Source organism: Streptomyces vinaceus (assembly GCF_008704935.1).
GTDB lineage: Bacteria > Actinomycetota > Actinomycetes > Streptomycetales > Streptomycetaceae > Streptomyces > Streptomyces vinaceus.
On sequence record NZ_CP023692.1, the window covers coordinates 2,622,278 to 2,648,794 of the forward strand.

The following is a 26,517-nucleotide window of genomic DNA, read 5'->3' on the forward strand; positions in this document are numbered from 1 at the left end:
ACACTCGACCGCATGGACATCGTGATCAGGGAAGCGCTGGCGGCGGAGTACGAGGCGCTCGGGGACCTCACCGCGCAGGCCTACCTCGGGGACGGGCTGCTGACGTTCGGCGAGGACGACCCGTACCTCGCGCGGCTGCGCGATGTGGCGGGGCGCGCCGCCGACGGGGTCATACTCGTCGCCGCGACGGGCGACGGCCGGCTCCTCGGCGGCGTGGCCTTCGCCGCGCCCGGGAGCCGGCTGTGCGACATCGCCGGGCCCGGCGAGGCCGAGTTCCGGATGCTGGCCGTCGCCCGGGAGGGCCGCGGGCGGGGCGCCGGGGAGGCCCTCGTACGGGCCTGCATCGACCGAGCCCGCGCCGTCGAGGGCGTACGGCGCCTCGTCCTGTCGACCACGCGGGACATGGTCGGCGCGCACCGGATCTACGAACGGCTCGGCTTCGTGCGGACGCCGGAACGGGACTGGGAGCCCGTTCCCGACCTCCCTCTGCTCACGTACGGTCTCGAACTGTAGCCACGCCGACACAACATCTAGGGGGTCGCACAGGAAGCGGCCCCCACATGTATGCTCGTGCTCGCTGTCGTCGCAGGGGAATCCGGTGCGAATCCGGAACTGTCCCGCAACGGTATGAAGTACACCCATTGGTGTCACCGCAAGTCCGATGACCTGCCGACAGTGCGCCCGGCTCGACCGAACCGGGTGTCGATACGTCCGGGCCTCGCGGTTGGGCCGGTGGACGCCGCGCGGTGCTGCCCCGTCATGCCCGCGCGCGCCCGCTCGAACCCGCGCCGCAGGTGTCCCGGAGCCGAGCGAGGGAGAGCTCCCCCCGTGACCATCGCGCCTTCCGCACCGCGCGCCGAGTCCGACCCGTCCGACACCGGAATCGAGACCGGGGGACCTGGGGCCGCGCTGCTGCGTACCCTCACCGAGCTGACGGCCGACCTCCCCGACACCGACCCGGGCCGGGTCGCCGCCGCCGCGCTCCGCGGGCGCAGCGCCGCCGCCGACGAGGCGGAACTGCGCGCTCTGGCCACGGAGGCCGCCGCCGGTCTGATCTCCGAGGACCCGGCGTACTCCCGGCTCGCCGCCCGGCTGCTGACGCTGGCCGTCGCCGAGGAAGCCGCGGGCCAGGGGGCCACCTCCTTCTCCGCCTCCGTCGCGGTCGGCCACCGCGAGGGCCTGATCGCGGACCGCACCGCCGAGTTCGTGGCGCTGCACGCGAGCCGCCTCGACGCGCTGGTCGAGCACACGCTCGCCGAGGGCGCCGACGACCGCTTCGGCTTCTTCGGCCTGCGCACCCTGCACAGCCGCTACCTGCTGCGCCACCCGATCACCCGCCAGGTGGTCGAGACCCCGCAGCACTTCATGCTGCGCGTGGCGTGCGGCCTCGCGGAGAACGACACCGTCCAGGCCGTCGAGGAAGTCGCCTCGCTCTACCGGCTGATGAGCCGCCTGGACTACCTGCCGTCCTCGCCCACGCTCTTCAACTCCGGCACCCGGCACCCGCAGATGTCCTCCTGCTACCTGCTGGACTCCCCGCTGGACGAGCTCGACTCGATCTACGACCGCTACCACCAGGTCGCGCGCCTCTCCAAGCACGCCGGCGGCATCGGCCTCTCGTACTCGCGCATCCGCGCCCGCGGTTCGCTGATCCGCGGTACGAACGGCCACTCCAACGGCATCGTGCCGTTCCTGAAGACCCTCGACGCCTCCGTCGCCGCAGTGAACCAGGGCGGTCGCCGCAAGGGCGCCGCCGCCGTCTACCTGGAGACCTGGCACGCGGACATCGAGGAGTTCCTGGAGCTCCGCGACAACACGGGCGAGGACCAGCGCCGTACGCACAACCTGAACCTCGCCCACTGGGTGCCGGACGAGTTCATGCGCCGCGTGAACGCCGACGCCGACTGGTCGCTGTTCTCCCCGGCCGACGTGCCCGAGCTGGTCGACCTGTGGGGCGACGAGTTCGACGCCGCGTACCGCAAGGCCGAGGCCGAGGGCCTGGCCCGCAAGACCATGCCCGCCCGCGACCTGTACGGCCGGATGATGCGCACCCTCGCGCAGACCGGCCAGGGCTGGATGACCTTCAAGGACGCCTCCAACCGCACGGCGAACCAGACCGCCGAGCCGGGCACGGTCGTCCACTCCTCCAACCTCTGCACCGAGATCATCGAGGTCACCAACGACGGCGAGACCGCCGTCTGCAACCTCGGCTCGGTCAACATGGGCGCGTTCGTGGTGGACGGGGAGATCGACTGGGAGCGCCTGGACGAGACCGTCCGCACCGCGGTCACCTTCCTCGACCGCGTCGTGGACATCAACTTCTACCCGACCGAGCAGGCGGGCCGCTCCAACGCCCGCTGGCGGCCGGTGGGCCTGGGCGCGATGGGCCTCCAGGACGTCTTCTTCAAGCTGAGGATGCCCTTCGACTCCCCCGAGGCGAAGGCCCTGTCCACCAAGCTCTCCGAGCGCATCATGCTGGCCGCGTACGAGGCCTCCTGCGACCTCGCCGAGCGCAGCGGCCCCCTGCCGGCCTGGGAGCAGACCCGCACCGCCCGCGGCGTCCTGCACCCCGACCACTTCGACGTCGAGCTCAACTGGCCCGAGCGCTGGGACGCCCTGCGCGCCCGGATCGCGAAGTCCGGCATGCGCAACTCCCTGCTCCTGGCCATCGCCCCGACGGCGACGATCGCCTCGATCGCCGGTGTGTACGAGTGCATCGAGCCGCAGGTCTCCAACCTGTTCAAGCGCGAGACGCTGAGCGGCGAGTTCCTCCAGGTCAACGCGTACCTGGTGGAGGAGCTGAAGAACCTCGGCGTGTGGGACGCGCAGACCCGCGAGGCGCTGCGCGAGTCCAGCGGCTCGGTGCAGGGCTTCGGCTGGATCCCGGCCGAGGTGCGCGAGTTGTACCGCACGGCGTGGGAGATCCCGCAGCGCGGTCTGATCGACATGGCGGCGGCCCGTACGCCGTTCCTCGACCAGGCGCAGTCGCTGAACCTGTTCCTGGAGACGCCCACCATCGGCAAGCTGTCGTCGATGTACGCGTACGCCTGGAAGCAGGGCCTGAAGACCACGTACTACCTGCGCTCGCGCCCGGCGACGAAGATCGCCCGCGCCGCGACCGGCAGCGCCGTGCCGGCCGCCGCCGCCCCACTCCCGCAGGCCGTCGACGCGGACGCCCTGGCCTGCTCCCTTGAGAACCCCGAGTCCTGCGAGGCCTGCCAGTAATGAGCTCCACCGACAACAAGAACCTCCTCGACCCGGGCTTCGAGCTGACGCTGCGCCCCATGCGCTACCCGGACTTCTACGAGCGCTACCGGGACGCGATCAAGAACACCTGGACCGTCGAGGAGGTCGACCTCCACTCGGACGTCGCCGACCTCGCGAAGCTGACGCCGGCCGAGCAGCACATGATCGGCCGTCTGGTCGCGTTCTTCGCGACGGGCGACTCGATCGTCTCGAACAACCTGGTGCTGACGCTCTACAAGCACATCAACTCCCCGGAGGCGCGCCTGTACCTGTCGCGCCAGCTGTTCGAGGAGGCCGTGCACGTCCAGTTCTACCTGACGCTGCTCGACACCTACCTGCCCGACCCGGACGACCGCGCGGCCGCCTTCGACGCCGTCGAGGAGATCCCGTCGATCCGCGAGAAGGCGCAGTTCTGCTTCAAGTGGATGGACTCGGTCGAGAAGATCGACCGGCTGGAGACGCAGGCCGACCGCCGCCGCTTCCTGCTGAACCTGATCTGCTTCGCGGCGTGCATCGAGGGCCTGTTCTTCTACGGCGCCTTCGCCTACGTGTACTGGTTCCGCTCGCGCGGTCTGCTGCACGGTCTGGCCACCGGCACCAACTGGGTGTTCCGCGACGAGACCATGCACATGAACTTCGCGTTCGAGGTCGTGGACACCGTCCGCAAGGAGGAGCCGGAGCTCTTCGACGACGCGCTCCAGCAGCAGGTCACGGACATGCTGAAGGAGGCCGTCGAGGCGGAGCTCCAGTTCGGCCGCGACCTGTGCGGTGACGGCCTGCCGGGCATGAACACCGAGTCGATGCGCGAGTACCTGGAGTGCGTCGCGGACCAGCGCCTGGTCCGCCTCGGCTTCCCCGCGGTGTACGGCTCCCAGAACCCGTTCTCCTTCATGGAGCTCCAGGGCGTCCAGGAGCTGACGAACTTCTTCGAGCGCCGCCCGTCGGCCTACCAGGTCGCGGTCGAGGGCACGGTCGACCTCGACGAGGACTTCTGAGTCCTCCGCTCCGGCGGCTCGACAGCGTCCCCGCCCATGGGGAGAACGACCCGGGTGACCGGGTTCCCGGGCGGGGGCGCTTCGCCATGTCCGCGAGCGGCTGGGCCGGGCGGGGCCGGCTGCGGCCCGGAGGTTAGCTGTAGCTGCTGGGCCGCGCGTAGCTGCCGGTCGATGCGGCGCTCGCGCAGCACTCCGTACAGGGCGGGGGCGAGGAGCAGGGCGGCGAGGACGAGAACGGTGAGGTAGTCGAGGAGCGTGTTCATGCCCTCCACTCTCGTCGGCGGCGGGAAAACCGGACAGTGGCAGGACTGTCATGGAAGTGCGAATTACTGCCACACTGGGTCCATGCTGAAGAACGTGGCCGTGGCCCTCGTCGACGGAGTGGCACCCTTCGAGTTCGGGATCTTCTGCGAGGTCTTCGGGCTCGACCGGAGCGAGCAGGGCCTGCCGGTGTACGACTTCGCCGTGTGCGCGGCCGAGGAGGGCCCGCTGGCCATGGCCGACGTCGGCTTCGCGATCGCGCCGGCGTACGGCCTGGACCGGCTGGAGGAGGCGGAGCTGATCTGCCTGCCCGCCGACCGGCAGGCTCCCGTACGCGCGTACCCCGAGCCCCTCCTCGACGCCCTGCGCCGCGCCGTGGACCGCGGCGCGCGCGTGCTCAGCGTGTGCAGCGGCGCCTTCGTGCTCGGCGCGGCCGGGCTGCTGGACGGGCGGCGCTGCACCACGCACTGGATGCACGCCCCGGCGCTGGCCCGCCGCTTCCCGCGGGCCGTGGTCGACCCGGACGTGCTCTACGTCGACGAGGGCCAGGTCATCACCTCGGCCGGGACCGCCTCGGGCATCGACGCGTGCCTGCACGTGGTCCGCCAGGAGCACGGGGCCGAGGTGGCGAACACGATCGCCCGGCGGATGGTCGTACCGCCCCACCGGGACGGCGGCCAGGCCCAGTTCATCCGGCGCCCGCTCCCGCGCACGGCGTGCGACACGGTCGGGGAGGTCATCGGGTGGATGGCCCGGCACCTGGACGAGGAGATCACCGTCGAGCAGCTCGCCGAGCGCGCGCACATGTCACCGCGCACCTTCGCGCGCCGCTTCCTCCAGGAGACCGGGACGACCCCGTACCAGTGGGTGCTGCGGCAGCGCGTCCTGCTGGCGCAGGAACTGCTGGAGGCCACGGACGAGACGGTCGACACGATCGCGGGCCGCTGCGGCTTCGGCAATGCGGCGGCCCTGCGCCACCACTTCCTGCGGGCCCTGGGAACCACCCCGAATGCCTTCAGGCGCGCCTTCCGGGGCCCGCAGGCCGCCGCTTAGGCGTTGGGGACCGTTTCGTAGCGCGGGGTGCCCTCTTCCATCTGGCGCAGGGCGTCCTTGCGGTCGCGCTTGGAGAGGCGGTCGATGTAGAGGTACCCGTGCAGGTGGTCCGTCTCGTGCTGGAGGCAGCGCGCGAAGTAGCCCGTGCCGCGCACCTTGATCGGGTTGCCCTGCGCGTCCTGGCCGGTCACCTCGGCGTAGTCCGGGCGGGCCAGCGAGGCGTAGGCGGTCGGGACCGAGAGGCAGCCCTCGTTGGAGTCGTCGAGCACGCGGGAGGCGGCCGGGAGCTCCACCAGCTTCGGGTTGACCACGACACCGGTGTGGCGCACGCCGTCGTCGTCCGGGCAGTCGTAGACGAAGACCTTGGCGTCCACGCCGATCTGGTTCGCGGCCAGGCCCACGCCCTCGGCGGCCTTCTGGCTGGCGAACATGTCGTCGATTAGCTGTGCCAGTTCGTCGCCGAACTCGGTGACGTCCTTGCACTCGCGGTGCAGGACGGGGTTGCCGACCACCGTGATCGGGCGGGCGGTGCCGCGCTCGCGGTGGGCGAGCTCGCGCGCCTCACAGTCCTCGGTGTCCACGACGTACCCGTCGTTGACGATCTCGACGACCTCGTTCTCCTGCTGCGCCATGTCCGCCGTACGCCTTCCGTAAGTCCACCCGTTCACGATGTGCCGGTACAGCCTACGGTGCCCGGTCAGCAGACCTCTTCGAGATCCCGCCATTCACGGGTGTCCGGGCTGTCCGCGACCCAGCCGTCGAGCAGTCCGCGCACCAGGCCGGCCGGCGCCGCGATCCCGCACTCCCGCTCCGGGACCCACAGCGGGCCGGACCCGTTCGTACGGTGGCCCAGCGGCCCGGGATGTCCCGGTTCGCTGTGGTCGTGCGGGTCCAGGTGCTCCCCGTCGCCCTCGCCGCTCGGCATCACGCTCTCCGAGCAGGTCCGGCACAGCAGCCGCACCGAGGACGACCAGTCCTCGGCGGCGAAGCCCGCGTCCGAGGCCAGCTGCTCCAGCGCGTCGCGGTCCTCCTCGGTGGCCGCCTCCAGCAGCACCACCCACGTCGGCACCGGCGAGGGCGCCCACAGCTCGATCTCGTCGAAGACCGGGTACGAGGGGCCGGCCGCGGTGACCCGCTCGCCGTGCGGGACCCCGTCGTGCAGGACGACCTCGCCCCAGCGCCGCCCCGAGGAGGGCAGCGGGATCGACAGGACCTCCATGCGGGCCGGGTCCAGCCTGCGGCCCCAGACCACCTCGGCCTCCCCCTCGGGAGACAGCCGCACGGCGGCGCTGCCGAGCTCCATGCCGACCGGTTCGCCGCTGCCCTTCGCGGGGTGGTTACCCGAGCCGTGCGGGTCACCGGGCACCTTCAGCCCGTACGCCTGCCAGGCCCGGCGGGCCAGCGGCCAGTCCTGCAGCGCGGTCGCGGCGATCCCGACGTTCCACCAGTCCGGGGCGCCGGTCTCGCGGTCCAGCAGGGCCACGGCGCGCAGCCCGGCGGCCCGCGCCTGCTCCCAGTCGTGCCGGAACTTGTGCAGCAGGGCGAGGTTGAACCACGACTCGGACAGCCAGGGCTCCAGGTCGGCGGCTCTGGTGAGCAGCGCGCCCGCGTCCTCGTACCGCCCGTCGCCGATCAGCGTGAACGCGCGGTCGGTGGCCTGCCGCCACGAGGCGGAGGGCCGATGCCGTACCTTCCCGAAGATCCTCACGATTCCCGCCTGCCGGTCCAACGGTGCAGCCTTGCGGACACCCTCACGGACACTCCTACTGGCATCCAACCATGCCCACTCGGACGGCCGCTCATTACCCATGGGTTACCCAGGTGGGACGGGAACAACTCTGTCACGTCAACCCCTGGCCAGAACCCTCGCCAGACACTCCACGACCTCCGGCTGGTAGTCCCGCCCCGTGCCCAGCCGCAGCTGTTCCAGGGCCGCGAGGGGGCCGCCCGGGTGACGGGTCCCGCCCAGCAGGTCCTCGTAGGCGTTGACCGCCCGGACGATGCGCGCCAGGGCGGGCTGCTCCCGGTACGGGTCGGCCTGCCGCTCCACGATGACGGCCACCTCGGCGGGCACCCCGGTCTGGCGGGCCACCTCCCCGCCCAGCTCGGCGATCCGGCGGGCCTCGGCGGGCGGCAGCCCGGCGGTGGCCCCGGCCCGGACCGGGTCGACGAGCGAGAGCTGGCCGATGTCGTGCATGAGGGCGGCGTACTCCAGCACCGTGAGCTCCCGCTCCGACAGGCCCAGCTCCCGGCCGACTGCGCAGCTCAGCGCGGCGACCCGACGGGAGTGCCCCGGGCGGGTGTACCCGGCGATCTCGGTGGCCCGGGCCAGGGAGGTGATGGTCTGGCGGTAGGTGGTGCGGATCGCGGCGATCCGGTGGAAGGACAGCTGGGTCAGCAGCAGCGGCACGCAGAAGACGGGCAGCGCCCACAGGCCGGCGACGGCCACGCCGAGGGCCATGACGACCCCGGTGGCGCAGATCGCCGAGCCGATCCCGAGCTGGGCGCGCAGCTCGTCGCGGAGCAGGGGCCCGTAGGGCCAGCCCGTGCGCGCGCCGGCCAGGGCGGCGGCGAGCACGGCGTCGCACAGGGCGGTGAGGCCGAGCAGGAGGAGCAGGTAGAGGACGAGGTACGGGCCCTGCCCGATCCCCCGCTCCAGCCGGCCGGAGTTGTAGAGCGGCTGGAAGCAGGCGGCGGCGAAGGCGACGGTGAGGACCCGGCGGGCCAGGTGGTCCGCGGCGGGGGCCCGGCCGCGGGCGATGTGCGGGACGATCCCGGCGAGGGCCGCGGCGACGACGACCGTGACGATCTGGAGCACCCCGTGGTGGGTGGGCGCGGCGGCGTCCGGGCCGAGCAGGGCGTACGCGAGGGCCCCGGCCGAGGCGAGCGGGGCGGGCTGGCGGTCGTCGGGAGCGGCGGCCCGGGGGGCACCGCCGCCGTCCGCGTCCCCGCCGGCCCGCGCCTCCCATCCGTCCCGGGCACCCGGCCCGCCCCTGGTGTCGCGTACGTCCCGGGTGTCGCGGCGGGCCAGCTCCCCGCAGGCGATCAGGGCGCCGAAGGCCAGCGCGGTACCGGGCTCGACGAGGCCGTTCCACAGGGTGTGCCCGAGGCCGGCCAGCACCAGCGCGACGGCGGCTCCGCGCACGCCGCCGACGACCGCGGCCCGCGCGACCGCGCCCCTCATGCCCCGCCCCCGCCGTCCGGGTCCTGGCCGCCGTGCGGGTCCACGGTCCGCACGCGGGTCCGGGCGCCCTGGGCCGGCAGCCCGGACAGCGCGGGTCCGCCGTGGTCGGGGGCGGCGGGGTGCGCCGTCGCCGCCGGGCCGGGGCCGGATCCGGCCGGGATCACCTGGAGGTCGTCCTCGTCCGCGGTGACCACCGGGTGCCACCCCTCCCGGCCGATCGCCTCGACCAGCGCGCGCACCATCACCGGATCGAAGTGGGCCCCCGCGCACCGCTCCAGCTCGGCCAGGGCCACCGGCACCGGCCGGGCCCTGCTGTACGAGCGGGTCGAGGTCATCGCGTCGAAGGCGTCGGCCACCGCCACCACCCGGGCCGGCACCGGGATCTGCTCCCCGGTCAGCCCGTACGGATACCCCGTGCCGTCGACCCGCTCGTGGTGGTGCAGGATCGCGGACCGGGCCTCGCCCAGGAAGCCGATGCCGCGCACCATCTCGTGCCCGTACTCGGGATGCAGCTCGATGACCCGCCGCTCCTCGGGGGTCAGCGGGCCGTCCTTGCGCAGCAGCCGGGTCGGGACGCCGATCTTGCCGACGTCGTGCAGGATCCCGGCGATGCGGACGACTTCGAGCCGGTCGGCGTCCATGCCCAGCTCGCGGGCGATCATCGCCGAGGCCTGGCCGACGCGCTCGCCGTGGCCGCTCGTGTACCGGTCCTTCAGTTCGACGGCCTGGACGAGGGCCCGGATCGTGGCCTGGTGGGCGGCCCGTTCACGGTGGTACTGGGCGAAGACCCAGCAGGAGATGTACATCGGCAGCAGGACGAGCAGCGCGGCCGGGAGCCCGTACGGGCTGCGCCACAGGACGGCCATCATCAGCCCGGCGAGGCCGTGCACGCAGTGCGGGACCAGGGACCGGGTGAGCGGCCCGCGCCATGCCGTGCGTACGGGCCGGCGTTCGGCGGCGGCCAGCACGCACCCGTCGAGGGCGGCCAGTACGAGGCAGAAGGCGGCGGCCGCGGCCGCCGCGGGCAGCAGCGCGTACGGGAAGTCCGCGAGCCGGCCGGGCACCCCGCTCCCGCCGGAGCGGCTGCCGCCGAGCGCGGCCGGACCGTCCAGCAGCCGGAACGCCCCCGCGGCGGCCCAGGCGGCGACGGCCTGCTGCGCGGCGTGCCATACGCGCCGGATCCAGGCGGGCCGCCCGGCCACCGCCTGGGCGAACCCGCCGGGCAGTGCGACGAGAGCGGCGGCGGCCGGGGGCAGCAGGAAGACGGCGGCGAGGAGCACGGGGAAGAAGGAGCCGATGCCCTCGGGGACGCGGATGCCCGGCAGCGGGCAGATCCGGACCAGCTCGCAGCCGAGGTAGAGGACCGCGAGCATCCCCACGGCGGGCCAGGGCGTACCGGATGCGGCGAAGGCCGGGGCGGCCGCGGCGAAGACCGCGAGGACGGTGCACAGGACGACGGCCCACAGGAGGAAGGGCCGCGCCGCCGGCGGACGTACCCGCATGGCGCTCTCCTCCCCTGTGCCGTGCACACCGTTTGGGGAGAATAAGTGGGCCCCCTTGCACAGGGGGCCTCATTTTCCTATTGCGCCGTACGAGGACCCCCGGATTAGCACCTTCGAGTGAACGATTCGGCTTCCGGGGGCAGTTGTTCGATCAGCCGGTGGCGGGGTCCGCGGTCACGTCGTGCTCGGGAACGGCCTGGCCGGAACGGATCAGCTCGATCCGTCCCATGACCTTCGAGCGCAGGTCGGTCGGCACGTCGTCCGAACCGCAGCAGCGCTTCACCAGCTTCTTGACGGCCTGCTCCAGGCCGTACTTCTCCAGGCAGGGATTGCATTCGCCGAAGTGCGTCTCGAACTTCGTGCAATCACTGTCCGGCATCTCGTGGTCCAGGAACTCGTACAGGTGGTCCAGGACCTCAGAGCAGTCCGTCTCGTGCGGCTCTCCGCAGCTCATGAGCCCGAGCCTTTCAGGTCGTTCGACTCTCCCGCGCCCGCGGGAACCAGCCCGCGCTCACGGGCATAGTCCTCCAGCATTCCGCGGAGTTGACGGCGGCCACGGTGCAGTCGCGACATGACCGTACCGATGGGTGTACCCATGATGTCCGCGATCTCCTTGTACGCAAAGCCCTCTACGTCGGCAAGATAGACCGCGATGCGGAACTCCTCCGGAATGGCCTGGAGCGCTTCCTTCACATCCGAATCGGGCAGGTGGTCGAGCGCCTGCGATTCGGCGGAGCGAAGTCCCGTCGACATGTGCGACTCGGCGCGCGCCAGCTGCCAGTCCTCGATCTCCTCGGCCGCGCTGCGCTGCGGTTCACGCTGCTTCTTGCGGTAGGAGTTGATGAACGTGTTGGTCAGAATGCGGTAGAGCCAGGCCTTGAGGTTGGTGCCCTCGCGGAACTGGTGGAAGGACGCGTATGCCTTCGCATACGTCTCCTGGACCAGGTCCTCGGCGTCGGCCGGGTTGCGCGTCATGCGCAGGGCGGCCGAGTACATCTGGTCGAGGTAGCCGAGGGCGTCCCTCTCGAAGCGCGCGTTGCGCTCCGGGGTCGTCTCCTCCGCGTGGCCTTCGTCGGTCCCAGCGACAGGACCCACCTCCTCCGACTGCGTGACGGCTCCGAAAGCGGACCCGCTCGAATCGGAGAATAGTCGACCATCCCGGCCCTCCGCCGCCTGAAGCGGGCGGCGCTTGGGCGCGGGCAGGACCGTCCAGTCCAGGCCTGCCGCCTGCGGACGGTGCTGGCTGATGACCTGGGTCATGCGGTCCCTCTCCTCCGACTGATCCCGTGCGTTCTGACATCCCGCACAACAGAAGGGTCGGGCCCCGCATTCCCGGGCGGGGCCCGGGAGCACCGCCTCTGTCAGGTGCCCGTCCGCCATGTGACACGGATCACGCGCACGATCGTCCCGGTCCTCGGACCGGGGCCGTCCGGGGACCGGGCGTCAGGGGATCAGGGGTCAGAGGGGTAGTCCGTCGAGCCAGGCGGCGACCGCCCCGGTGATCACCCCGAGGGCCTCGTCCTGGGTCAGGTCCGCCTTCTTCGGCACGGCGAAGCCGTGATCGGCGTACGGGACCTCCACCAGCTCGTACGGCTCCTGCGCGGCCGGCGCCGGGAACTCCCCGGGCCTCCCGAACGGGTCGCGGCCCCCCTGGACCACCAGGGTGGGCCGCCCGGCGCCGGTGAGCTCCCCGGCCCGGGACTTCTCCGGGCGCCCCGGCGGGTGCAGCGGGAACGCCAGGGCCAGCACCCCGGCCGCCCCCAGCTCGGCGGCCGTGCGGCAGGCGACCCGGGCGCCGGCGCTGCGGCCGCCCGCCACCACGGGCGGCCCGGGCTTCGCCAGTGCGGGCCACAGGCCCCGCCAGCCCTCGTCCAGCACCTTGGGTGCGGCGGCCACCTTCTTCCCGGCGACCCGCCACGGCTGCTCGACGAGGGCCACGGTGACCCCCTGCGCGGGCAGGACGGCGGCCAGGGCCTGGAGGTCGCGGGCCTCGATCCCGCCGCCGGCGCCGTGGCTGACGGCCAGCACGAGGCGGGCCGCCGTACGGGCGGGGACCGGGTGCCAGGTGATGCGGGCCTCGCCCGCCGGGGTGTCGACGCTCTCGGTGCGCGTACGCGTGGTCATGGCACCCATCCTGCCCGGGACGCCCCGCCTGGGGCGCGAGCCCCGGCTAGAAGAGCGTGGCCTCCTCCGGCGCGGCCAGCTCGTGCAGCAGCTCCGGTCCGTTGTTGCGCACGTTGCTGACGGCGGTGGACACCGGGTACGCGCGCATGAGCCCGCCGGGCGGCGGTGCCAGCAGGGCCTGGAGCTCGTCTGGGTCGGTACGGGCCGGGTCCAGCCAGGCGTCCCAGCGGTCCGGGGTCAGCATCAGCGGCATCCGCGGGTGGATCTCGGCGAGCGAGGCCGGCCCCTCGGCCGGGGCCACGCCCAGCGGCTCGGTCTCGGCCTCGGCGGTGATCACCGAGCAGGTCGCCCACCAGGCCTGCGGGTGGTCGGCGGGAAGGGCCGGGTCGCGCCAGAACTCGTATATCCCGGCCATCGCGAAGACGGAGCCGTCGGCGGGGAGGACGAAGTAGGGCTGCTTGCGTGCCCGCTTCTTCTTGCCCTCGACCTCCAGCTGCCGCTCGTCGTGGGCGGTGACCCACTCGTAGTAGCCGTCGGCGGGGACGATGCACCGGCGCTGTGCGAAGGGGCGGCGGAAGGAGGGCTTCTCGGCCACGGTCTCGGACCGGGCGTTGATCATCCGGGCGGCGCCGTCGGGGTTCTTCGCCCAGGAGGGGACGAGCCCCCACTTCACCGTGCGCAGCTGACGAACCGGACGCGGGTCCGCGGCGTCTTTCACGGGACGGTCGAGGACGACGTGGACCTCCTTGGTCGGGGCCACGTTCCAGTCGGGTGCCAGGGTCTCCTCGGGCTCCCACTTCTCGATGCCGAAGGCCTCCACCAGGTCCTCCGGCCCACGACTCGCTGCATACCGTCCGCACATGGCTGCCAGACTGCCATCCCACCCGCCCACCACCGCAAGGAGTCCGCCACTCCATGAACAGCTCTCCGGACAGCATCGCGACCGCCGGCCTGTGGGACCGGCTCACGGGTATACAGACCCCGCCGGCCCTGTGGCTGGTGATCGTGACGGGCGTCGTCGCCCTGGCCGCCGTGGGTCCGCGCCCCCTGTGGCGGCTGTCACGCAACGCCGTGACCATCGCCCACGAGGGCGGCCACGGGCTGCTGGCGCTCCTGACCGGGCGGCGTCTCGACGGGATCCGGCTGCACTCCGACACCAGCGGGGTCACCGTCAGCCGCGGCAAGCCGACCGGACTCGGGATGATCCTGACCGCCGCGGCCGGGTACACGGCGCCCTCGCTGCTCGGGCTCGGCGGGGCCGCGCTGCTGTCGGCGCACCGGATCACGCTGCTGCTGTGGGCGGCCACCGCCCTGCTGCTGGCGATGCTGGTGATGATCCGCAACGCGTACGGCGCCCTGACCGTGGTGGTGTCGGGCGCCGCGTTCGTACTGGTCTCCTGGCTGGCCCCGGCCGAGGTCCAGGCGGTCTTCGCGTACGTGGTGGTGTGGTTCCTGCTGCTGGGCGGGGTGCGGCCGGTCTTCGAGCTCGGGGCCAAGCGGCGGGGCGGCGGGGCGCCGGATTCCGACGCGGACCAGCTGGGGCGCCTCACCCACGTCCACCCGGTGGCCTGGCTGCTCCTCTTCCACGCCGTCGCGCTGTGCTCGCTGATCGGCGGCGGGCGCTGGCTCCTCGGCCTCTGACTCCCGAGGCCTGCGGCGCGGCCGCCGCGTCCAACCTCCGAGACCAGCGAGCGATCAAGATCTGCGCCCGGGGCGAGCCACTAAAGTGGTGGCCATGACCGAGACCCCCGCGCTCCCCGCCCTCTGGCCCGCTCCGCTCGCCGACGGCACCGTCCACGCCACCGTCACCGTGCCCGGGTCGAAGTCGGTCACCAACCGCGCCCTCGTCCTCGCGGCGCTCGCCGCCGAGCCGGGCTGGGTGCGCCGCCCGCTGCGCTCGCGCGACTCCCGGCTGATGTCCGACGCGCTGCGCGCGCTCGGCGTCGGCATCGAGGAGACCGCCTCCTCCAGCTCCGGCGACGGCGCCGGCGGCGAGGCCTGGCGGGTCATCCCGGCCGCCCTGCACGGCCCGGCCACCGTCGACGTCGGCAACGCGGGCACGGTCATGCGCTTCCTGCCGCCCGTCGCCACCCTGGCCTCCGGAGACATCCGCTTCGACGGCGACCCGCGCTCCTACGAGCGTCCGCTCGGCCAGGTCATCAGCGCCCTGCGCACCCTCGGCGCCCGGATCGACGACGACGGCCGGGGCGCGCTGCCGCTGACCGTCCAGGGCGGCGGGGCGCTGGAGGGCGGTGTCGTCGAGATCGACGCCTCCAACTCCTCCCAGTTCGTCTCGGCGCTGCTGCTGTCGGGCCCGCGCTTCAACCAGGGCGTCGAGGTCCGGCACACCGGTACGACGCTGCCGTCGATGCCGCACATCCGGATGACGGTGGAGATGCTGCGCGCGGCGGGCGCCCAGGTCGACACCCCCGAGGCGGGCGGCGAGCCGAACGTGTGGCGGGTGGCGCCGAGCGCGCTGCTGGGCCGTGACGTGATCGTGGAGCCGGACCTGTCGAACGCGCAGCCGTTCCTGGCGGCCGCGCTGATCACGGGCGGTACGGTCACGATCCCCGACTGGCCGCGCCGCACCACGCAGCCGGGCGACGAGCTGCGCCGCATCTTCACGGAGATGGGCGGCTCCTGCGAGCTGACCGACGCGGGCCTGGTCTTCACCGGCAGCGGCAAGATCCACGGCATCGACGTGGACCTGGGCGAGGTCGGCGAGCTGACCCCCGGCATCGCGGCCGTCGCGGCGCTGGCCGACTCCCCGTCCACGCTGCGCGGGGTGGCGCACCTGCGGCTGCACGAGACGGACCGGCTGGCGGCGCTCACCAAGGAGATCAACGAGCTGGGCGGCGACGTCACCGAGACCGCGGACGGTCTGCACATCCGCCCGCGCCCGCTGCACGGCGGGGTGTTCCACACCTACGACGACCACCGGATGGCCACCGCGGGCGCGGTGATCGGCCTGGCGGTGGAGGGCGTGCGGATCGAGAACGTGGCGACGACCGCGAAGACCCTGCCGGACTTCCCGAAGATGTGGACGGACATGCTGGGCGAAGCTCCGCGGGTTGCGGGAGCGTAGGGCCCCGACATGCGCAGGTACGGCAAGCACACCGACGAGGACGACATCCGCCAGCGGCCCAACCCCAAGGGCAACCGGCCCCGGACCACCATCCGGCCCAAACACGAGGACGCGGCCGAGGGCTTCGTCCTGACCGTCGACCGCGGCCGGCTGACCTGCCTGGTCGACGGCCGCACCATCCACGCGATGAAGGCCCGCGAGCTGGGCCGCAAGGCGGCGGTGGTCGGCGACCGGGTCTGGATCGTCGGCGATCTGACCGGCAAGAAGGACACCCTCGCGCGGATCGTGCGGATCGAGGAGCGCAAGTCCGTCCTGCGGCGCACCGCGGACGACGACGACCCGTACGAGCGGGTGGTCGTGGCCAACGCGGACCAGCTGGCCATCGTCACGGCACTGGCCGACCCGGAGCCGCGGCCCCGGATGATCGACCGCTGTCTGGTGGCCGCGTACGACGCGGGGCTGGAGCCGCTGCTCGTGCTCACGAAGTCGGACCTGACCTCCGCGGACAAGATCCTGGAGATCTACTCCACCTTCGGCCTGAACTACGTGGTGACCAACCGCGAGGAGCTCGCCGCGGGCGACGCCGCCGACCGGGTGCGCGAGCGCCTGAACGGCCGGATCACCGCGTTCGTCGGCCACTCCGGCGTCGGCAAGACCACGTTGGTGAACTCGCTGGTCGCCGAGGGCCGACAGCGCGCCACCGGGCACGTCAACGCCGTGACCGGCCGCGGCCGGCACACCACCACCTCGGCGCTCGCGCTGCCGCTGCCAGGCGGCGACGGCTGGGTCATCGACACCCCGGGCGTGCGCTCCTTCGGCCTGCACCACGTGGACCCGTCCCGGGTGATCCTGGCCTTCCCGGACCTCGTTCCCGGCACGGAGGGCTGCCCGCGGGCCTGCAGCCACGACGAGCAGGACTGCGCCCTCGACAAGTGGGTGGAGGACGGCCACGCCGATCCGGCGCGCCTGTACTCTCTGCGGCGGCTCCTGCAGACCCGCGAGCGTCGCGAAGGGGACTGATCGTCCGGCGGGGTTTGCCGCGCGCCGGGCCTGGTAAATGCATAATCGCACCACGTGACACGACGTCACCTGACGCGGGGAGGCATTCGCCATGGCCTGGCTGCTGGTGGTCGTCGCCGGAATCCTGGAGACCGGCTTCGCGGTCTGCCTCAAGCTCTCGCACGGGTTCACCCGGCTGTGGCCGACGATCGCCTTCGCCTGCTTCGCCCTCGGCAGCTTCGGGCTGCTGACCCTGGCCCTGAAGAAACTGGACGTCGGCCCGGCCTACGCGGTGTGGACGGGCATCGGGGCGGCCGGAACCGCCATCTACGGCATGGTCTTCCTCGGAGACCTCGTCTCGACCCTCAAACTCGTCTCGATCTCGCTGGTCATCCTGGGCGTCATCGGCCTGCAGCTGTCCGGTTCGGCTCACTGAGGGGGCGCGGCGAGCAGCCGCAGCAGCCGCATCAGCTCCCCGAGCCCCGGCTCCTCGCCCGGCGCTATCACGTACGACAGGGCCAGGCGTACGGCGAGTTCGCAGCGCTGCGCCCCCTCCCCCGGGCTGAGGCTGGCCGAGGCCCGGTCCCGGACGGCCCGGGCCAGCTCCCCCGGCCCGGGGGCCGGCACCCCGGGGCGCACTCCCTGCCCGGGCGGCACCGGTAAGTTCCCGTCCCAGCACCCCGTCAGCAGGGCCCGTACGAGGGGACGCGCGCGGGCTGCCCGTACGGTCCACTCCGCGACCGAGGCGATGCGCTCGGCGCTCGCGGCCGGGGAGCGCAGCACCCGGTCCACCCCTTCGAGGTACCAGTCGGCCTCGCGGCGCACCAGGGCCCGGCCCAGGCCCGCCTTGCCGCCGAACTCGTTGTAGAGGGTCTGGCGGGAGACCCCGGCGGTGGCGGCCACGTCGACCATCCGCACCGACGGCCAGGGGCGCGCCAAGAGCGCCGCTCCCGCCGCTTCCAGCAAGGACTCCCGGGCTGCCGGCATGCGCGCCTCCCCGCTCGACTTCCCCCGCTCCGATTCCCCGCTCGGCTCCCCCGCCAGAGTTGACGGGCCGACAGATCCTGTCAAGGGCGCCGCCCTGGTCGCACCGTGGACGCCGTTCGCCGCCCCCGGGCGGTCCGGATACTGTTCGGGCATGCCCGAGTATGACGATGACCTCCGCCTCGCCCTCGAACTCGCCGACGCGGCGGACGCCGCCACGATGCAGCGGTTCCGCGCCCTCGACCTGGTGGTCGAGACGAAGCCGGACATGACTCCGGTCAGCGAGGCGGACAAGGCCGCCGAGGAGATCGTCCGGGCCGGGATCGAGGCCGCGCGGCCCGCCGACGCCGTCCTGGGCGAGGAGTACGGGCTCAAGGGCAGCGGCCCGCGCCGCTGGGTCGTGGACCCGATCGACGGTACGAAGAACTACGTGCGCGGCGTCCCCGTCTGGGCGACGCTGATCTCGCTGATGGAGGAGGGCTCCGACGGGGTCTTCCGGCCGGTCGTCGGCGTGGTCTCGGCCCCGGCGCTGGGCCGCCGCTGGTGGGCGGCGCAGGGCGGGGGCGCGTACGCCGGCGGTGCGCTGGGCGGTGCGCCCGTACCGCTCCGGGTCTCGAAGGTGGCCGCCCTCGGCGACGCCTCGTTCGCGTACTCCTCGCTGAGCGGCTGGGAGGAGCAGGGCCGGCTCCCCGGGTTCCTGGAGCTGACCCGGCAGTGCTGGCGCACCCGCGGCTACGGCGACTTCTGGCCGTACATGATGGTCGCGGAGGGCTCGCTGGACCTGTGCGCCGAGCCGGAGCTGAACCTGTGGGACATGGCGGCCATCGCGGTCGTGGTCCAGGAGGCGGGCGGCCGGTTCACGAGCCTGGACGGCGTGGAGGGCGTACACGGCGGGAACGCGGCCGCTTCGAACGGGCTGTTGCACGAGGAGATGCTGGGACGTCTGCGCCCGCGCGCCTGAGCCGTACGGGTCCTGCACCCGGGCGACCGGGTGCGCCCTCTTGATGACCCTCCGTACCCATGGGAATCTGAGACTCCTCCGCTTGTGCGCTTGTGAAGACCTTCTCTAAGTGCGCGGAGGACTCTCCCCAGGAGGTGGCTCCTTTCATGCTCGTCCGCGACGCCATGAGCACCGTGATCCTCACCCTCGGACCAGCCCACACCCTCCGGCAGGCGGCCTGCCTGATGTCCGGCCGCCGGGTCGGCGCGGCCGTCGTCCTCGATCCCGACCACAGCGGCATCGGCATCCTGACCGAACGCGACATCCTCAACTCCATCGGCGCGGGCCACGATCCCGACCGGGAGTTCGTGGGCGCGCACACCACCAACAACGTGGTGTTCTGCACCCCGCAGGCCACCGTCCAGGAGGCCGCCGAGGCGATGGTCCGCGGGGGCTTCCGCCATCTGATCGTGCTGGAGCACGGCGGCCCCGTCGGCATCGTGTCCGTGCGCGACGTGATCCGCTGCTGGGTCCCGGCCCGGCGCAGCACCGTACCGGCGTAAAGCCGGAGGGCCGGACCCCGTCGGGGTCCGGCCCTTCAACTCTCGGCGAGCGGGTCGTGTCAGCCGCGCAGGGCCTGGACCGCGGCCTCCAGCCGCTTGCCGAAGTCGCCGTCCGCCTGGCGGAAGTTGTTGATCGCGCGCTCGGCTATGTCGTCACGGGAGACCTTGGCGATGAAGCCGGACAGGTTCTCGATCAGACGGGCCCGCTCGTCCTCCGACATCAGGCGGTACAGGTCGCCCGCCTGGACGAAGTCGTTGTCCTCGGCGTGGAGCGGGGCGGCGTGGTTGCCCGTGCCGCCGGTGACGGCGGTGGACTGCCACAGCGGGCGGTCCGTCTGGAAGGGGCCGCCGAAGCTGTTCGGCTCGTAGTTCTTCGCGCCCTTGTGGCGGCCGTCGTAGAGGAAGCCGTCGCGGGAGTGGGTGCGCGCCTCGGTGGCGTGCGGGCGGTTCACCGGCAGGTGGTCGGCGTTGATGCCGACTCGGTAGCGGTGGGCGTCGCCGTACGCGAAGAGACGGCCCTGGAGCATCTTGTCCGGGGACGGGCCGATGCCGGGGACGAAGTGCGCCGGGCTGAAGATGGACTGCTCGACCTCGGCGAACACGTTCTCCGGGTTGCGGTTGAGCTCCAGCTTGCCGATCTCGATCGGCGGGTAGTCCCCGTGCGGCCACACCTTGGTGAGGTCGAACGGGTTGAAGCGGTACTGCGCCGCGTCGGCCGCCGGCATGATCTGGACCTGCACGGTCCAGGTCGGGAAGTCGCCGCGCTCGATGGACTCGCGCAGGTCGCGCTGGTGCGAGTCGGGGTCCTCGCCGGCGAGCTTGTTGGCCTCGGCCTGGGTGAGGTTCTTGATGCCCTGGTCGGTCTTGAAGTGGTACTTGACCCAGAAGACCTCGCCGGCCTCGTTGTTCCACTGGAACGTGTGCGAGCCGAAGCCGTCCATGTGGCGGTAGGACGCCGGGATGCCGCGGTCGCCGAACAGCCAGGTCACCTGGTGGGTGGACTCGGGCGACAGGCCCCAGAAGTCCCAGACGTTGTCCGCCTCCTGCGAGCCGGTGTACGGGTCGCGCTTCTGGGTGTGGATGAAGTCCGGGAACTTGATGGCGTCCCTGATGAAGAACACCGGGGTGTTGTTGCCGACGAGGTCGTAGTTGCCCTCTTCGGTGTAGAACTTCAGCGCCCAGCCGCGGGGGTCGCGCACCGCGTCGGCAGCGCCGAGGTTGCCCGCGACGGTCGAGAAGCGCAGGAACGTTTCGGTCTGCTTGCCGACCTCGGACAGGAACTTCGCGCGGGTCCACTGCGAGACGTCACGGGTGAGCGTGAAGGTGCCGTACGCCCCGGCGCCGCGGGCGTGCACCACGCGCTCCGGGATGCGCTCGCGGTTGAAGTGGGCCAGCTTCTCCAGGAGGAGCTGGTCCTGGACCAGTACGGGGCCTCCGACGCCGGCCGTCTCGCTGTTCTGGTTGTCGGCGACCGGAGCCCCGGCCTCCGTGGTGAGCGGTCCCTGCGTCACGTGCGCCTCCTGCGTCATTCCTGCCATGTGCCTGTCCTCGGCCTTGCCGTACTCGATCCTACAATGGACTTTGTCTAGGTCAAGTAAGGTTCCAAGTCCGCACAGGTTCGGGAGTTACACCGAATCCCTCGCTGTTAGGCTGGTGTCCATGAGTGACCTGCTGGAACGACTTCGCGGACGCGGATGGCGCATGACCGCACAGCGGCGCGTCGTGGCGGAGGTGCTCGACGGTGACCACGTTCACCTGACGGCCGACGAGGTGCACGCGCGCGCGGTGGCCAAGCTGCCGGAGATCTCGCGCGCCACCGTCTACAACACCCTGGGCGAGCTGGTGACGCTCGGCGAGGTCCTGGAGGTCGCCACGGACCGCCGGGCCAAGCGGTACGACCCGAACGCGCACAAGCCCCACCAGCACCTGGTGTGCGCGCAGTGCGGGGCGATCCGCGACGTGCACCCGGCGGGCAACCCGCTGGCCGACCTGCCGGACGCGGAGCGCTTCGGCTTCGTGGTCTCGGCGGTCGAGGTGACGTACCGCGGGCTGTGCCCGTCCTGCGCGGGGGCGTGACGAACGGAAGAAAGAAAGAGGGGCCCGGGAGCGACGCTCCAGGGCCCCTCTTCTTTTGGTTCGTGCGCCGTGAAACGACTGAAGGCCCGGATCCAGAGGATCCGGGCCTTCAGCCTTCAGTAGCGGGGACAGGATTTGAACCTGCGACCTCTGGGTTATGAGCCCAGCGAGCTACCGAGCTGCTCCACCCCGCGTCGGTAAACACGACTTTACGCGACGCCACCCGACAGATGCAAATCGCTTAACGTTCCAGCTCAGCGGGGGCGTACGGAGCACGCCATCAGGCCGAGAGTTCCTCCGCCAGGGCGTCCCGGAGCCGGGCCGCGCGCTCGGAGACCTCCGCCGGTCCCAGCTCCATGGCGCGCACGCACCACTTCTGCGCCTCCGCCAGGTCCCCGTGGCGCGCGGCGAGCAGCCCCAGGCGCAGCGCCGCCCGCCCGTGGCCGGCCACCGCGGCCCGGGTCCACCACAACGCGGCCTCCGGCTCGTTCCCCTCGCGCGCCAGCAGCAGGCCGAGGTTGAACGCCCCGTTGCGGGAGCCGGCCTCGGCCGCCTCCCGGTACCACCGCGCCGCGACGGCGAGGTCGCCGCGCGCGGCGGCCAGCATCCCGACCCGCACCTGCGCGCGCCGGTGGCCCAGCTCCGCGGCCCGCTCGTACCACTCCTCGCTCTCGGTCTTGGGGGCGCCGCCCACCGGCTCGCCCAGCGCCACCGGCTCCGGCGGCGGAGCCAGCGATTCCAGCAGCGCGGCCAGCCGGAACGCCGCCTCCGCGCTGCCGCCGCCCGCGGCGCAGCGCAGGTGGCGCTCGGCCGCCCGGTCCTCGCCGTCGCGGACCAGCGCGATGCCGACCTGGAGCGCCGCGTCCGTGTGACCGGCCGACGCGGCCCGCTCGTACCACTTCAGCGCCGTGCGGTCATCGTCACGGCTCGCGAAGAGGATGCCGAGGTTGAACGCGGCGTCGACGCTGCCCGCCTCGGCCGCCTTCGAGAACCACGGCTCGGCGCCCGCCGCGTCGCCGACCTGGAGCAGCATGATCGCGAGGGCGTTGGCCGCCTCCCGGTGGCCGGCGTAGGCCGCCCGCCGGTACCACTGCTCGGCCTGCGCGGTCCGCTCCTGTGCGGCGCACAGCAAAGCAAGGTTGTACGCCCCGTTCTGGTCGCCCGCGTCCATGGCGGTGCGGTACCACTTCTCCGCGGTCTGGGTCTCGCCCCGCGCGGCGTGCAGGGCGCCCAGCGCGTTGGCGGCGTTGCCGTCGCCGTCCTGCGCGGCCCGGTTCCACCACGCGACGGCGCTCTCCTCGTCGCCGGCGTCGCGCAGCAGGAAGCCGAGCGCGCACGCCGCCCGTGCCTCGCCCTGCTTGGCGGAGGTCAGGTACCAGCGCCCGGCCTCCTTGAGCTCCCCGCGCGCCTCCAGGAGGGCGCCCAGGTGCAGCGCGGCACGCCGGTGCCCGCGCGCGGCGGCCTGCCGGTACCACTGCTCGGCCTCGGCGGGGTCGCCCTTGCGCAGGTGCCGGGCCAGCCGGTACGCGGCCTCGCGGTGGCCCTGCTCGGCTGCCTGGCGCAGCCAGCGCTCGACGCCCTTGTCACCGCGGTGCTCCAGCAGGTCCGCGAGTCCGTACGCGCCCAGGGCATGGCCGGATTCCGCCGCCTGGCGCAGCCAGTACTCGGCGGCGGGCTCGTCCCCGCGCTCGCGGAAGTGGCGGCCCAGGGCGTGGGCCGCCGGGGCGGATCCGGCCACGGCGGCCACCCGCCACCAGCCTGCGGCCTCCTCGGGGTAGCCGCGCTGGAGCAGCAGGACGCCGAGGTTGTTCGCGGCGGCGCGGTCCCCCTCCGCGGTGGCGCCGCGCAGGTACGGCTCGGCACCGGCCAGGTCGCCCCGGCGCAGCAGCAGGGCCCCGAGCACGCTCATCGCGCCCGGGTCGCCCCGGTCGGCCGCGACCCGGTGCCGTGCCTCCAGCTCGGTATCGCTCGCCGGGTCCGTCTCGGCGAACATTTCTTCCGCGAAATCCGCATCGGTCAGTGCGGTCTGCGCGTTAATGACCGGAGCCTCCTCGTTGGCCTCTGCGCCCGATTCGACTTCCGCCCTCACAAACCGCCCTGTCTCCAGCAGAGTTGACCTGTCCCCCATAAATCCCATCGTCGCATCACCTGCTACCCGCGTACACCTGGTATGTCGCAGCCTGTGAGGTCACTACAGCGTTTTGTCGACATGCCCACAGAGAGATAAGTCAAACACGCCCCCACCCCAACTCACCCGTCTCAGCTACCTCATGGCCCCCGCGTGTCCCCCTGGACATGACGAACGACCTGATGGACCAGGACATGACGAAGGCCCGGATCCCATGGATCCGGGCCTTCATCTTCAGTAGCGGGGACAGGATTTGAACCTGCGACCTCTGGGTTATGAGCCCAGCGAGCTACCGAGCTGCTCCACCCCGCGTCGGTGAAACCACAGTATCACGACGCGGGACCGAGCCATTACCGGTTATCCCCCGGGCTGGGGGGCCGTCAGCTTCGCCTCCGCGTCGATCGCCCGCTGGAGCGCCGCCTTGATGTCGTCCTGCGCCTTGCCGAAGGCCGCCCAGTCGCCGGCCTGGCGGGCCTTCTCGGCCGCGTCGATCGCCTTCTTCGCGTCGTCGAGGGCCGTCTTGACCGTCGGGTCCGTGGAGGTCGGGGGCGTGGTGGTGCCCTCGCCCGGCGGGGTCACCGGGGTCGTCGGCACCGTCGGCACCGTCGGCGCCTCCGCTCCGAAGACCACGTTCAGCGCCTTCTCCAGGCTGTCCTCGAACGCCGTCTGGTTCCCGTACGTCACCAGCACCTTGCGCAGCAGCGGGTACTTCAGCCCCGAACTGCGCACGTACACCGGCTCCACGTACAGCATCCCGCCGTCGAGCGGCACCGCGAGCAGGTTGCCGTACTCGACCTCGGAGTCGCCGCCGCGCAGCAGCCTGATCGACTCGGCGATCTTCGGCTCCGACTGGAACTTGCTCTGGACCTGCTTGGGGCCGTCCACGGGCTTGCTGGTCGGCAGCTTCAGGATTCTGATCTTGCCGTAGTCCGGGGTGCCCGGATCGGCGTTGACCGCCATGAAGGCGCTCAGGTTGTCCCGCTCGTTCGGAGTGAACGTCGTCGTGAGCGAGAAGACCTGGTCCTTCTCCTTCTGGCCCGGCATCTTCATCGACAGGTAGTACGGCGGGACCGCCGTACCGGCCTTGGTCGTCGGGTCGTCCGGGACGGCCCAGGCCTCGCTGCCGCTGAGGAAGGTCTGCGGGTCGGTCACGTGGTACCGGGTGAGCAGCTCGCGCTGGACCTTGAAGAGGTCCTGCGGGTAGCGCAGGTGGTCCATGAGCGGCTTGGAGATGTCGCTCTTGGGCTTGACCGTCCCCGGGAACGCCTTCATCCAGGTCTTGAGGACCGGGTCCTGGGTGTCCCACTGGTACAGGTTGACCGTGCCGTCGTAGGCGTCGACCGTGGCCTTGACCGAGTTGCGGATGTAGTTGACCTGGTTCTCCTGGGCCACCACGGCGCGCTGGCTGTTGGTGAGGGAGTCCGCGGTGCTCTGGCCCAGCGTGGTCCGCGAGGCGTACGGGTAGCCGTTGGTCGTCGTGTACGCGTCGACGATCCACTTGATCCGGCCCTCGACGACCGCCGGGTACGGGGCGCCGTCGATGGTCAGCCACGGGGCGACGGCCTCGACGCGCTCCTTGGGCGTGCGGTGGTAGAGGATCCGCGAGCCGTCGCCGATGGCGCCGGAGTAGAGGATCTGCGGCTCGCTGAACGCGAGCGCGTACGCCGCCCGGTTGACCGGGTTGTCGAGGTTGACGCCGGAGTCGCCCTGGTAGCTCGTCTCCTTCTCGCCCTTGTCGTCCGAGTAGTCGAGCTCCTTCTGCGGACCGCCGACGATCGAGTACTGCTTCGTCTGCTCGCCGTAGTAGATGCGCTGCTCGAAGTCCGTCCCGAACATGCCCTTCGAGGGCAGGTCGGACTGCGTGAAGTCGGGGGCGCCGTCCTTGACGGTGGTGCCCTTGGCCGCGACCACGCCGTAGCCGTGCGTGTACTTGAAGTGGTCGTTGATCCAGTTGTTCTTCGGGATGCCGCCGATGTTCAGCTCGCGCAGGCCGATGACCGTGTCCTGGCCGCTGTAGCGGTCCACGGCGAGCGTGGACGGGAAGGCGTAGTAGCCCTTGACCTGCTGGAGCTGCTGGAAGGCCGGGGAGACGATGTTCGGGTCGAGGAGGCGGACGCTGGCGGTGGTGTTGGCCGCCTCGCGCAGCTTGGTCTTGTCCTCGGTCTGCGGGACGCCCGGGTAGTCCTTGACGTCCGCCTGGTCGATCCCGTAGGCGTCGCGCGTCGCCTTGATGTTCTTCTCGACGTACGGCGATTCCTTGGCCTGCTCGTTCGGCTGGACCTGGAACTTCTGCACGATCGCCGGGTAGAGCCCGCCGATCAGGATCGCCGAGAGGACCATCAGGCCGAAGCCGATGACCGGCAGCTGCCAGGTGCGGCGCCACAGCGTCGCGAAGAAGAGCGCGGCGCAGATGGCGGCGATGGCGACCAGGATCGTCTTCGCCGGCAGGTACGCGTTCGCGTCGACGTAGCGCAGGCCGGTCCAGTTGTCCGCGGCCTTGAAGTCGCTGGACTTCACGGCGAGGCCGTACCGGTCGAGCCAGTACGCGATCGCCTTCAGCGTCACGAAGAGGCCGAGCAGCACCGACAGGTGCCCGGTCGCGGCGGCGGTGGCCCGGGCGCCCGGGCTCGTCACGCGCAGTCCGCCGTACAGGTAGTGGACGACGACCGCGGCGATCACCGACAGCACGACCGCGGCGAAGCCGAAGCCCAGCAGGAAGCGGTACCAGGGCAGGTCGAAGGTGTAGAACGACACGTCCAGGTGGAACTGGGGGTCCTTCTGCCCGAAGGGCACCCCGTTCACGTACATCAGCCAGGTCTTCCACTGGCCCGCCGCCGATGCGCCCGCGATCATGCCGACCAGCGCCGCGATCCCGAAGAGCAGCCACTTCTTGTACGGGGCGACGCTCATCCGGTAGCGGTCGAGGCTCTGCTGCTCCATCGACATCGCGGACAGCGGCGGCCGCAGCCGGTACGCCAGCCAGATGTTGAGCCCGACGGCACCGGCCATCAGCAGCCCGAAGACGGCGAAGAGGCCGATCTTGGTCCACAGGGTGGTGGTGAAGACGGTGGAGTACTTCACGGAGCGGAACCAGAGCCAGTCCGTCCAGAAGCCCGCGAACATGATGAACGCCATGGCCAGGACGGCCAGTACGCCCAAGGTCATCAGAAGAGTCCGGGCGCGCCGGGAGGGGCGGCCGACTCTCATCCGTGGCCCGGAGGGGCCTCCGCCGCGGTCCGGCATCTGGAAAGCCAAGGTGCGCACCTCGAAAGTCGCTGAGTCTCGTTGCGGAACATTTCAAAAGCTGGGCCGATGGTAGGGCCCACTCATGCAACTTACTGAGGCTTTAGTCAGTTCCCGGTATCGGGCGGAAAGGA

The 26,517-nt window shown here is 71.9% G+C and carries 23 protein-coding genes, 2 tRNA genes and 1 riboswitch; of the genes, 11 read left to right on the plus strand and 14 right to left on the minus strand.

The annotated features are described in order from the left end of the window. The first annotated feature begins 12 nt into the window (after positions 1–12). From CP980_RS11455 to CP980_RS11470, 4 genes are all read left to right on the plus strand, one after another. Positions 13–513, plus strand: coding sequence for a GNAT family N-acetyltransferase (locus CP980_RS11455; RefSeq protein WP_132756635.1), 501 nt, complete (start codon positions 13–15; stop codon positions 511–513). Between the two features lie 51 nt (positions 514–564). Next, positions 565–688: riboswitch (cobalamin riboswitch) on the plus strand. Positions 689–828: 140 nt separating this feature from the next. Next, complete coding sequence (locus tag CP980_RS11460; protein ID WP_132756634.1) at positions 829–3,225, plus strand: ribonucleoside-diphosphate reductase subunit alpha; 2,397 nt, start codon at positions 829–831, stop codon at positions 3,223–3,225. Beyond that, a complete protein-coding gene (locus tag CP980_RS11465) occupies positions 3,225–4,241 on the plus strand; it encodes a ribonucleotide-diphosphate reductase subunit beta (protein ID WP_099889559.1) in 1,017 nt (338 codons plus the stop codon). The genes CP980_RS11460 and CP980_RS11465 overlap by 1 nt, the downstream gene beginning before the upstream one ends. 345 nt (positions 4,242–4,586) lie before the next feature. Next, positions 4,587–5,555 (plus strand): helix-turn-helix domain-containing protein, encoded by a 969-nt coding sequence (locus tag CP980_RS11470; RefSeq protein ID WP_099889561.1) that lies wholly within the window; start codon positions 4,587–4,589, stop codon positions 5,553–5,555. On the opposite strand, the gene def is transcribed toward CP980_RS11470, so the two are convergent. The 8 genes from def to CP980_RS11510 form a co-directional block, all read right to left on the minus strand. Then, complete coding sequence (def, locus tag CP980_RS11475) at positions 5,552–6,187, minus strand: peptide deformylase (RefSeq protein WP_099889562.1); 636 nt, start codon at positions 6,185–6,187, stop codon at positions 5,552–5,554. The two genes, CP980_RS11470 and def, sit on opposite strands and share 4 nt — an antisense overlap. A 65-nt stretch (positions 6,188–6,252) precedes the next feature. Further along, complete coding sequence (locus CP980_RS11480) at positions 6,253–7,263, minus strand: tetratricopeptide repeat protein (protein ID WP_099895388.1); 1,011 nt, start codon at positions 7,261–7,263, stop codon at positions 6,253–6,255. Positions 7,264–7,401: 138 nt separating this feature from the next. After that, positions 7,402–8,739: an HD-GYP domain-containing protein gene (locus CP980_RS11485; protein WP_189998483.1), complete on the minus strand. Its 1,338-nt coding sequence runs from the start codon at positions 8,737–8,739 to the stop codon at positions 7,402–7,404. Then, entirely contained in the window at positions 8,736–10,241 is a 1,506-nt protein-coding gene (locus CP980_RS11490) for an HD-GYP domain-containing protein (RefSeq protein WP_150528111.1), read from the minus strand. Before CP980_RS11490 ends, CP980_RS11485 begins: the two co-directional genes overlap by 4 nt. A 151-nt stretch (positions 10,242–10,392) precedes the next feature. Continuing rightward, positions 10,393–10,695, minus strand: a complete 303-nt coding sequence (rsrA, locus tag CP980_RS11495; protein WP_048477498.1) for a mycothiol system anti-sigma-R factor — start codon at positions 10,693–10,695, stop codon at positions 10,393–10,395. After that, the gene (locus CP980_RS11500; RefSeq protein WP_008741505.1) at positions 10,692–11,336 is read right to left on the minus strand and encodes a sigma-70 family RNA polymerase sigma factor; all 645 of its coding nucleotides are present in this window, start codon (positions 11,334–11,336) and stop codon (positions 10,692–10,694) included. Before CP980_RS11500 ends, rsrA begins: the two co-directional genes overlap by 4 nt. A 363-nt stretch (positions 11,337–11,699) precedes the next feature. Continuing rightward, positions 11,700–12,365: an alpha/beta hydrolase family protein gene (locus CP980_RS11505; RefSeq protein ID WP_189998485.1), complete on the minus strand. Its 666-nt coding sequence runs from the start codon at positions 12,363–12,365 to the stop codon at positions 11,700–11,702. 46 nt (positions 12,366–12,411) lie between these two features. Then, on the minus strand, positions 12,412–13,227 hold the full coding sequence (locus CP980_RS11510) for an SOS response-associated peptidase (RefSeq protein ID WP_150528113.1): 816 nt from the start codon (positions 13,225–13,227) through the stop codon (positions 12,412–12,414). A gap of 53 nt (positions 13,228–13,280) precedes the next feature. Between CP980_RS11510 and CP980_RS11515 the strand changes: the two genes are divergently transcribed. The 4 genes from CP980_RS11515 to CP980_RS11530 all read left to right on the plus strand — a co-directional run bounded on the left by CP980_RS11515 (position 13,281) and on the right by CP980_RS11530 (position 16,885). Then, positions 13,281–14,006: a M50 family metallopeptidase gene (locus CP980_RS11515; RefSeq protein ID WP_165937272.1), complete on the plus strand. Its 726-nt coding sequence runs from the start codon at positions 13,281–13,283 to the stop codon at positions 14,004–14,006. Positions 14,007–14,100: 94 nt separating this feature from the next. Continuing rightward, on the plus strand, positions 14,101–15,450 hold the full coding sequence (gene aroA / locus CP980_RS11520; RefSeq protein ID WP_150528114.1) for a 3-phosphoshikimate 1-carboxyvinyltransferase: 1,350 nt from the start codon (positions 14,101–14,103) through the stop codon (positions 15,448–15,450). Positions 15,451–15,459: 9 nt separating this feature from the next. Further along, positions 15,460–16,470: a ribosome small subunit-dependent GTPase A gene (gene rsgA, locus CP980_RS11525; RefSeq protein ID WP_150528115.1), complete on the plus strand. Its 1,011-nt coding sequence runs from the start codon at positions 15,460–15,462 to the stop codon at positions 16,468–16,470. A 91-nt stretch (positions 16,471–16,561) separates the two neighbouring features. Then, positions 16,562–16,885, plus strand: coding sequence for a DMT family transporter (locus tag CP980_RS11530; RefSeq protein WP_030225858.1), 324 nt, complete (start codon positions 16,562–16,564; stop codon positions 16,883–16,885). On the opposite strand, the gene CP980_RS11535 is transcribed toward CP980_RS11530, so the two are convergent. Then, complete coding sequence (locus CP980_RS11535; RefSeq protein ID WP_132756626.1) at positions 16,879–17,436, minus strand: TetR/AcrR family transcriptional regulator; 558 nt, start codon at positions 17,434–17,436, stop codon at positions 16,879–16,881. The genes CP980_RS11530 and CP980_RS11535 overlap by 7 nt on opposite strands. Positions 17,437–17,587: 151 nt before the next feature. Between CP980_RS11535 and hisN the strand changes: the two genes are divergently transcribed. Continuing rightward, positions 17,588–18,394 carry a histidinol-phosphatase gene (gene hisN / locus CP980_RS11540; protein WP_132756624.1) on the plus strand — a complete coding sequence of 269 codons (807 nt, stop codon included), beginning with the start codon at positions 17,588–17,590 and terminating at the stop codon, positions 18,392–18,394. A gap of 146 nt (positions 18,395–18,540) precedes the next feature. Then, positions 18,541–18,936, plus strand: a complete 396-nt coding sequence (locus CP980_RS11545; protein ID WP_099889569.1) for a CBS domain-containing protein — start codon at positions 18,541–18,543, stop codon at positions 18,934–18,936. A 59-nt stretch (positions 18,937–18,995) separates the two neighbouring features. Here CP980_RS11545 and CP980_RS11550 read toward each other — a convergent pair whose 3' ends face one another. Continuing rightward, entirely contained in the window at positions 18,996–20,465 is a 1,470-nt protein-coding gene (locus CP980_RS11550; protein ID WP_150530202.1) for a catalase, read from the minus strand. Between the two features lie 130 nt (positions 20,466–20,595). Here CP980_RS11550 and CP980_RS11555 point away from each other — a divergent pair, with 130 nt between their 5' ends. After that, positions 20,596–21,012, plus strand: a complete 417-nt coding sequence (locus CP980_RS11555) for a Fur family transcriptional regulator (RefSeq protein ID WP_099889571.1) — start codon at positions 20,596–20,598, stop codon at positions 21,010–21,012. A gap of 120 nt (positions 21,013–21,132) precedes the next feature. Here the strand turns inward: CP980_RS11555 and CP980_RS11560 are convergent. From CP980_RS11560 to CP980_RS11575, 4 genes are all read right to left on the minus strand, one after another. Then, positions 21,133–21,206 (minus strand) — tRNA-Met (locus CP980_RS11560). A gap of 86 nt (positions 21,207–21,292) precedes the next feature. Beyond that, positions 21,293–23,149, minus strand: coding sequence for an SEL1-like repeat protein (locus tag CP980_RS11565; RefSeq protein WP_132756618.1), 1,857 nt, complete (start codon positions 23,147–23,149; stop codon positions 21,293–21,295). A gap of 229 nt (positions 23,150–23,378) precedes the next feature. After that, a tRNA-Met gene (locus CP980_RS11570) sits at positions 23,379–23,452 on the minus strand. 45 nt (positions 23,453–23,497) lie between these two features. Continuing rightward, the gene (locus CP980_RS11575) at positions 23,498–26,383 is read right to left on the minus strand and encodes a UPF0182 family membrane protein (RefSeq protein ID WP_229906955.1); all 2,886 of its coding nucleotides are present in this window, start codon (positions 26,381–26,383) and stop codon (positions 23,498–23,500) included. Between the last annotated feature and the right edge of the window lie 134 nt (positions 26,384–26,517).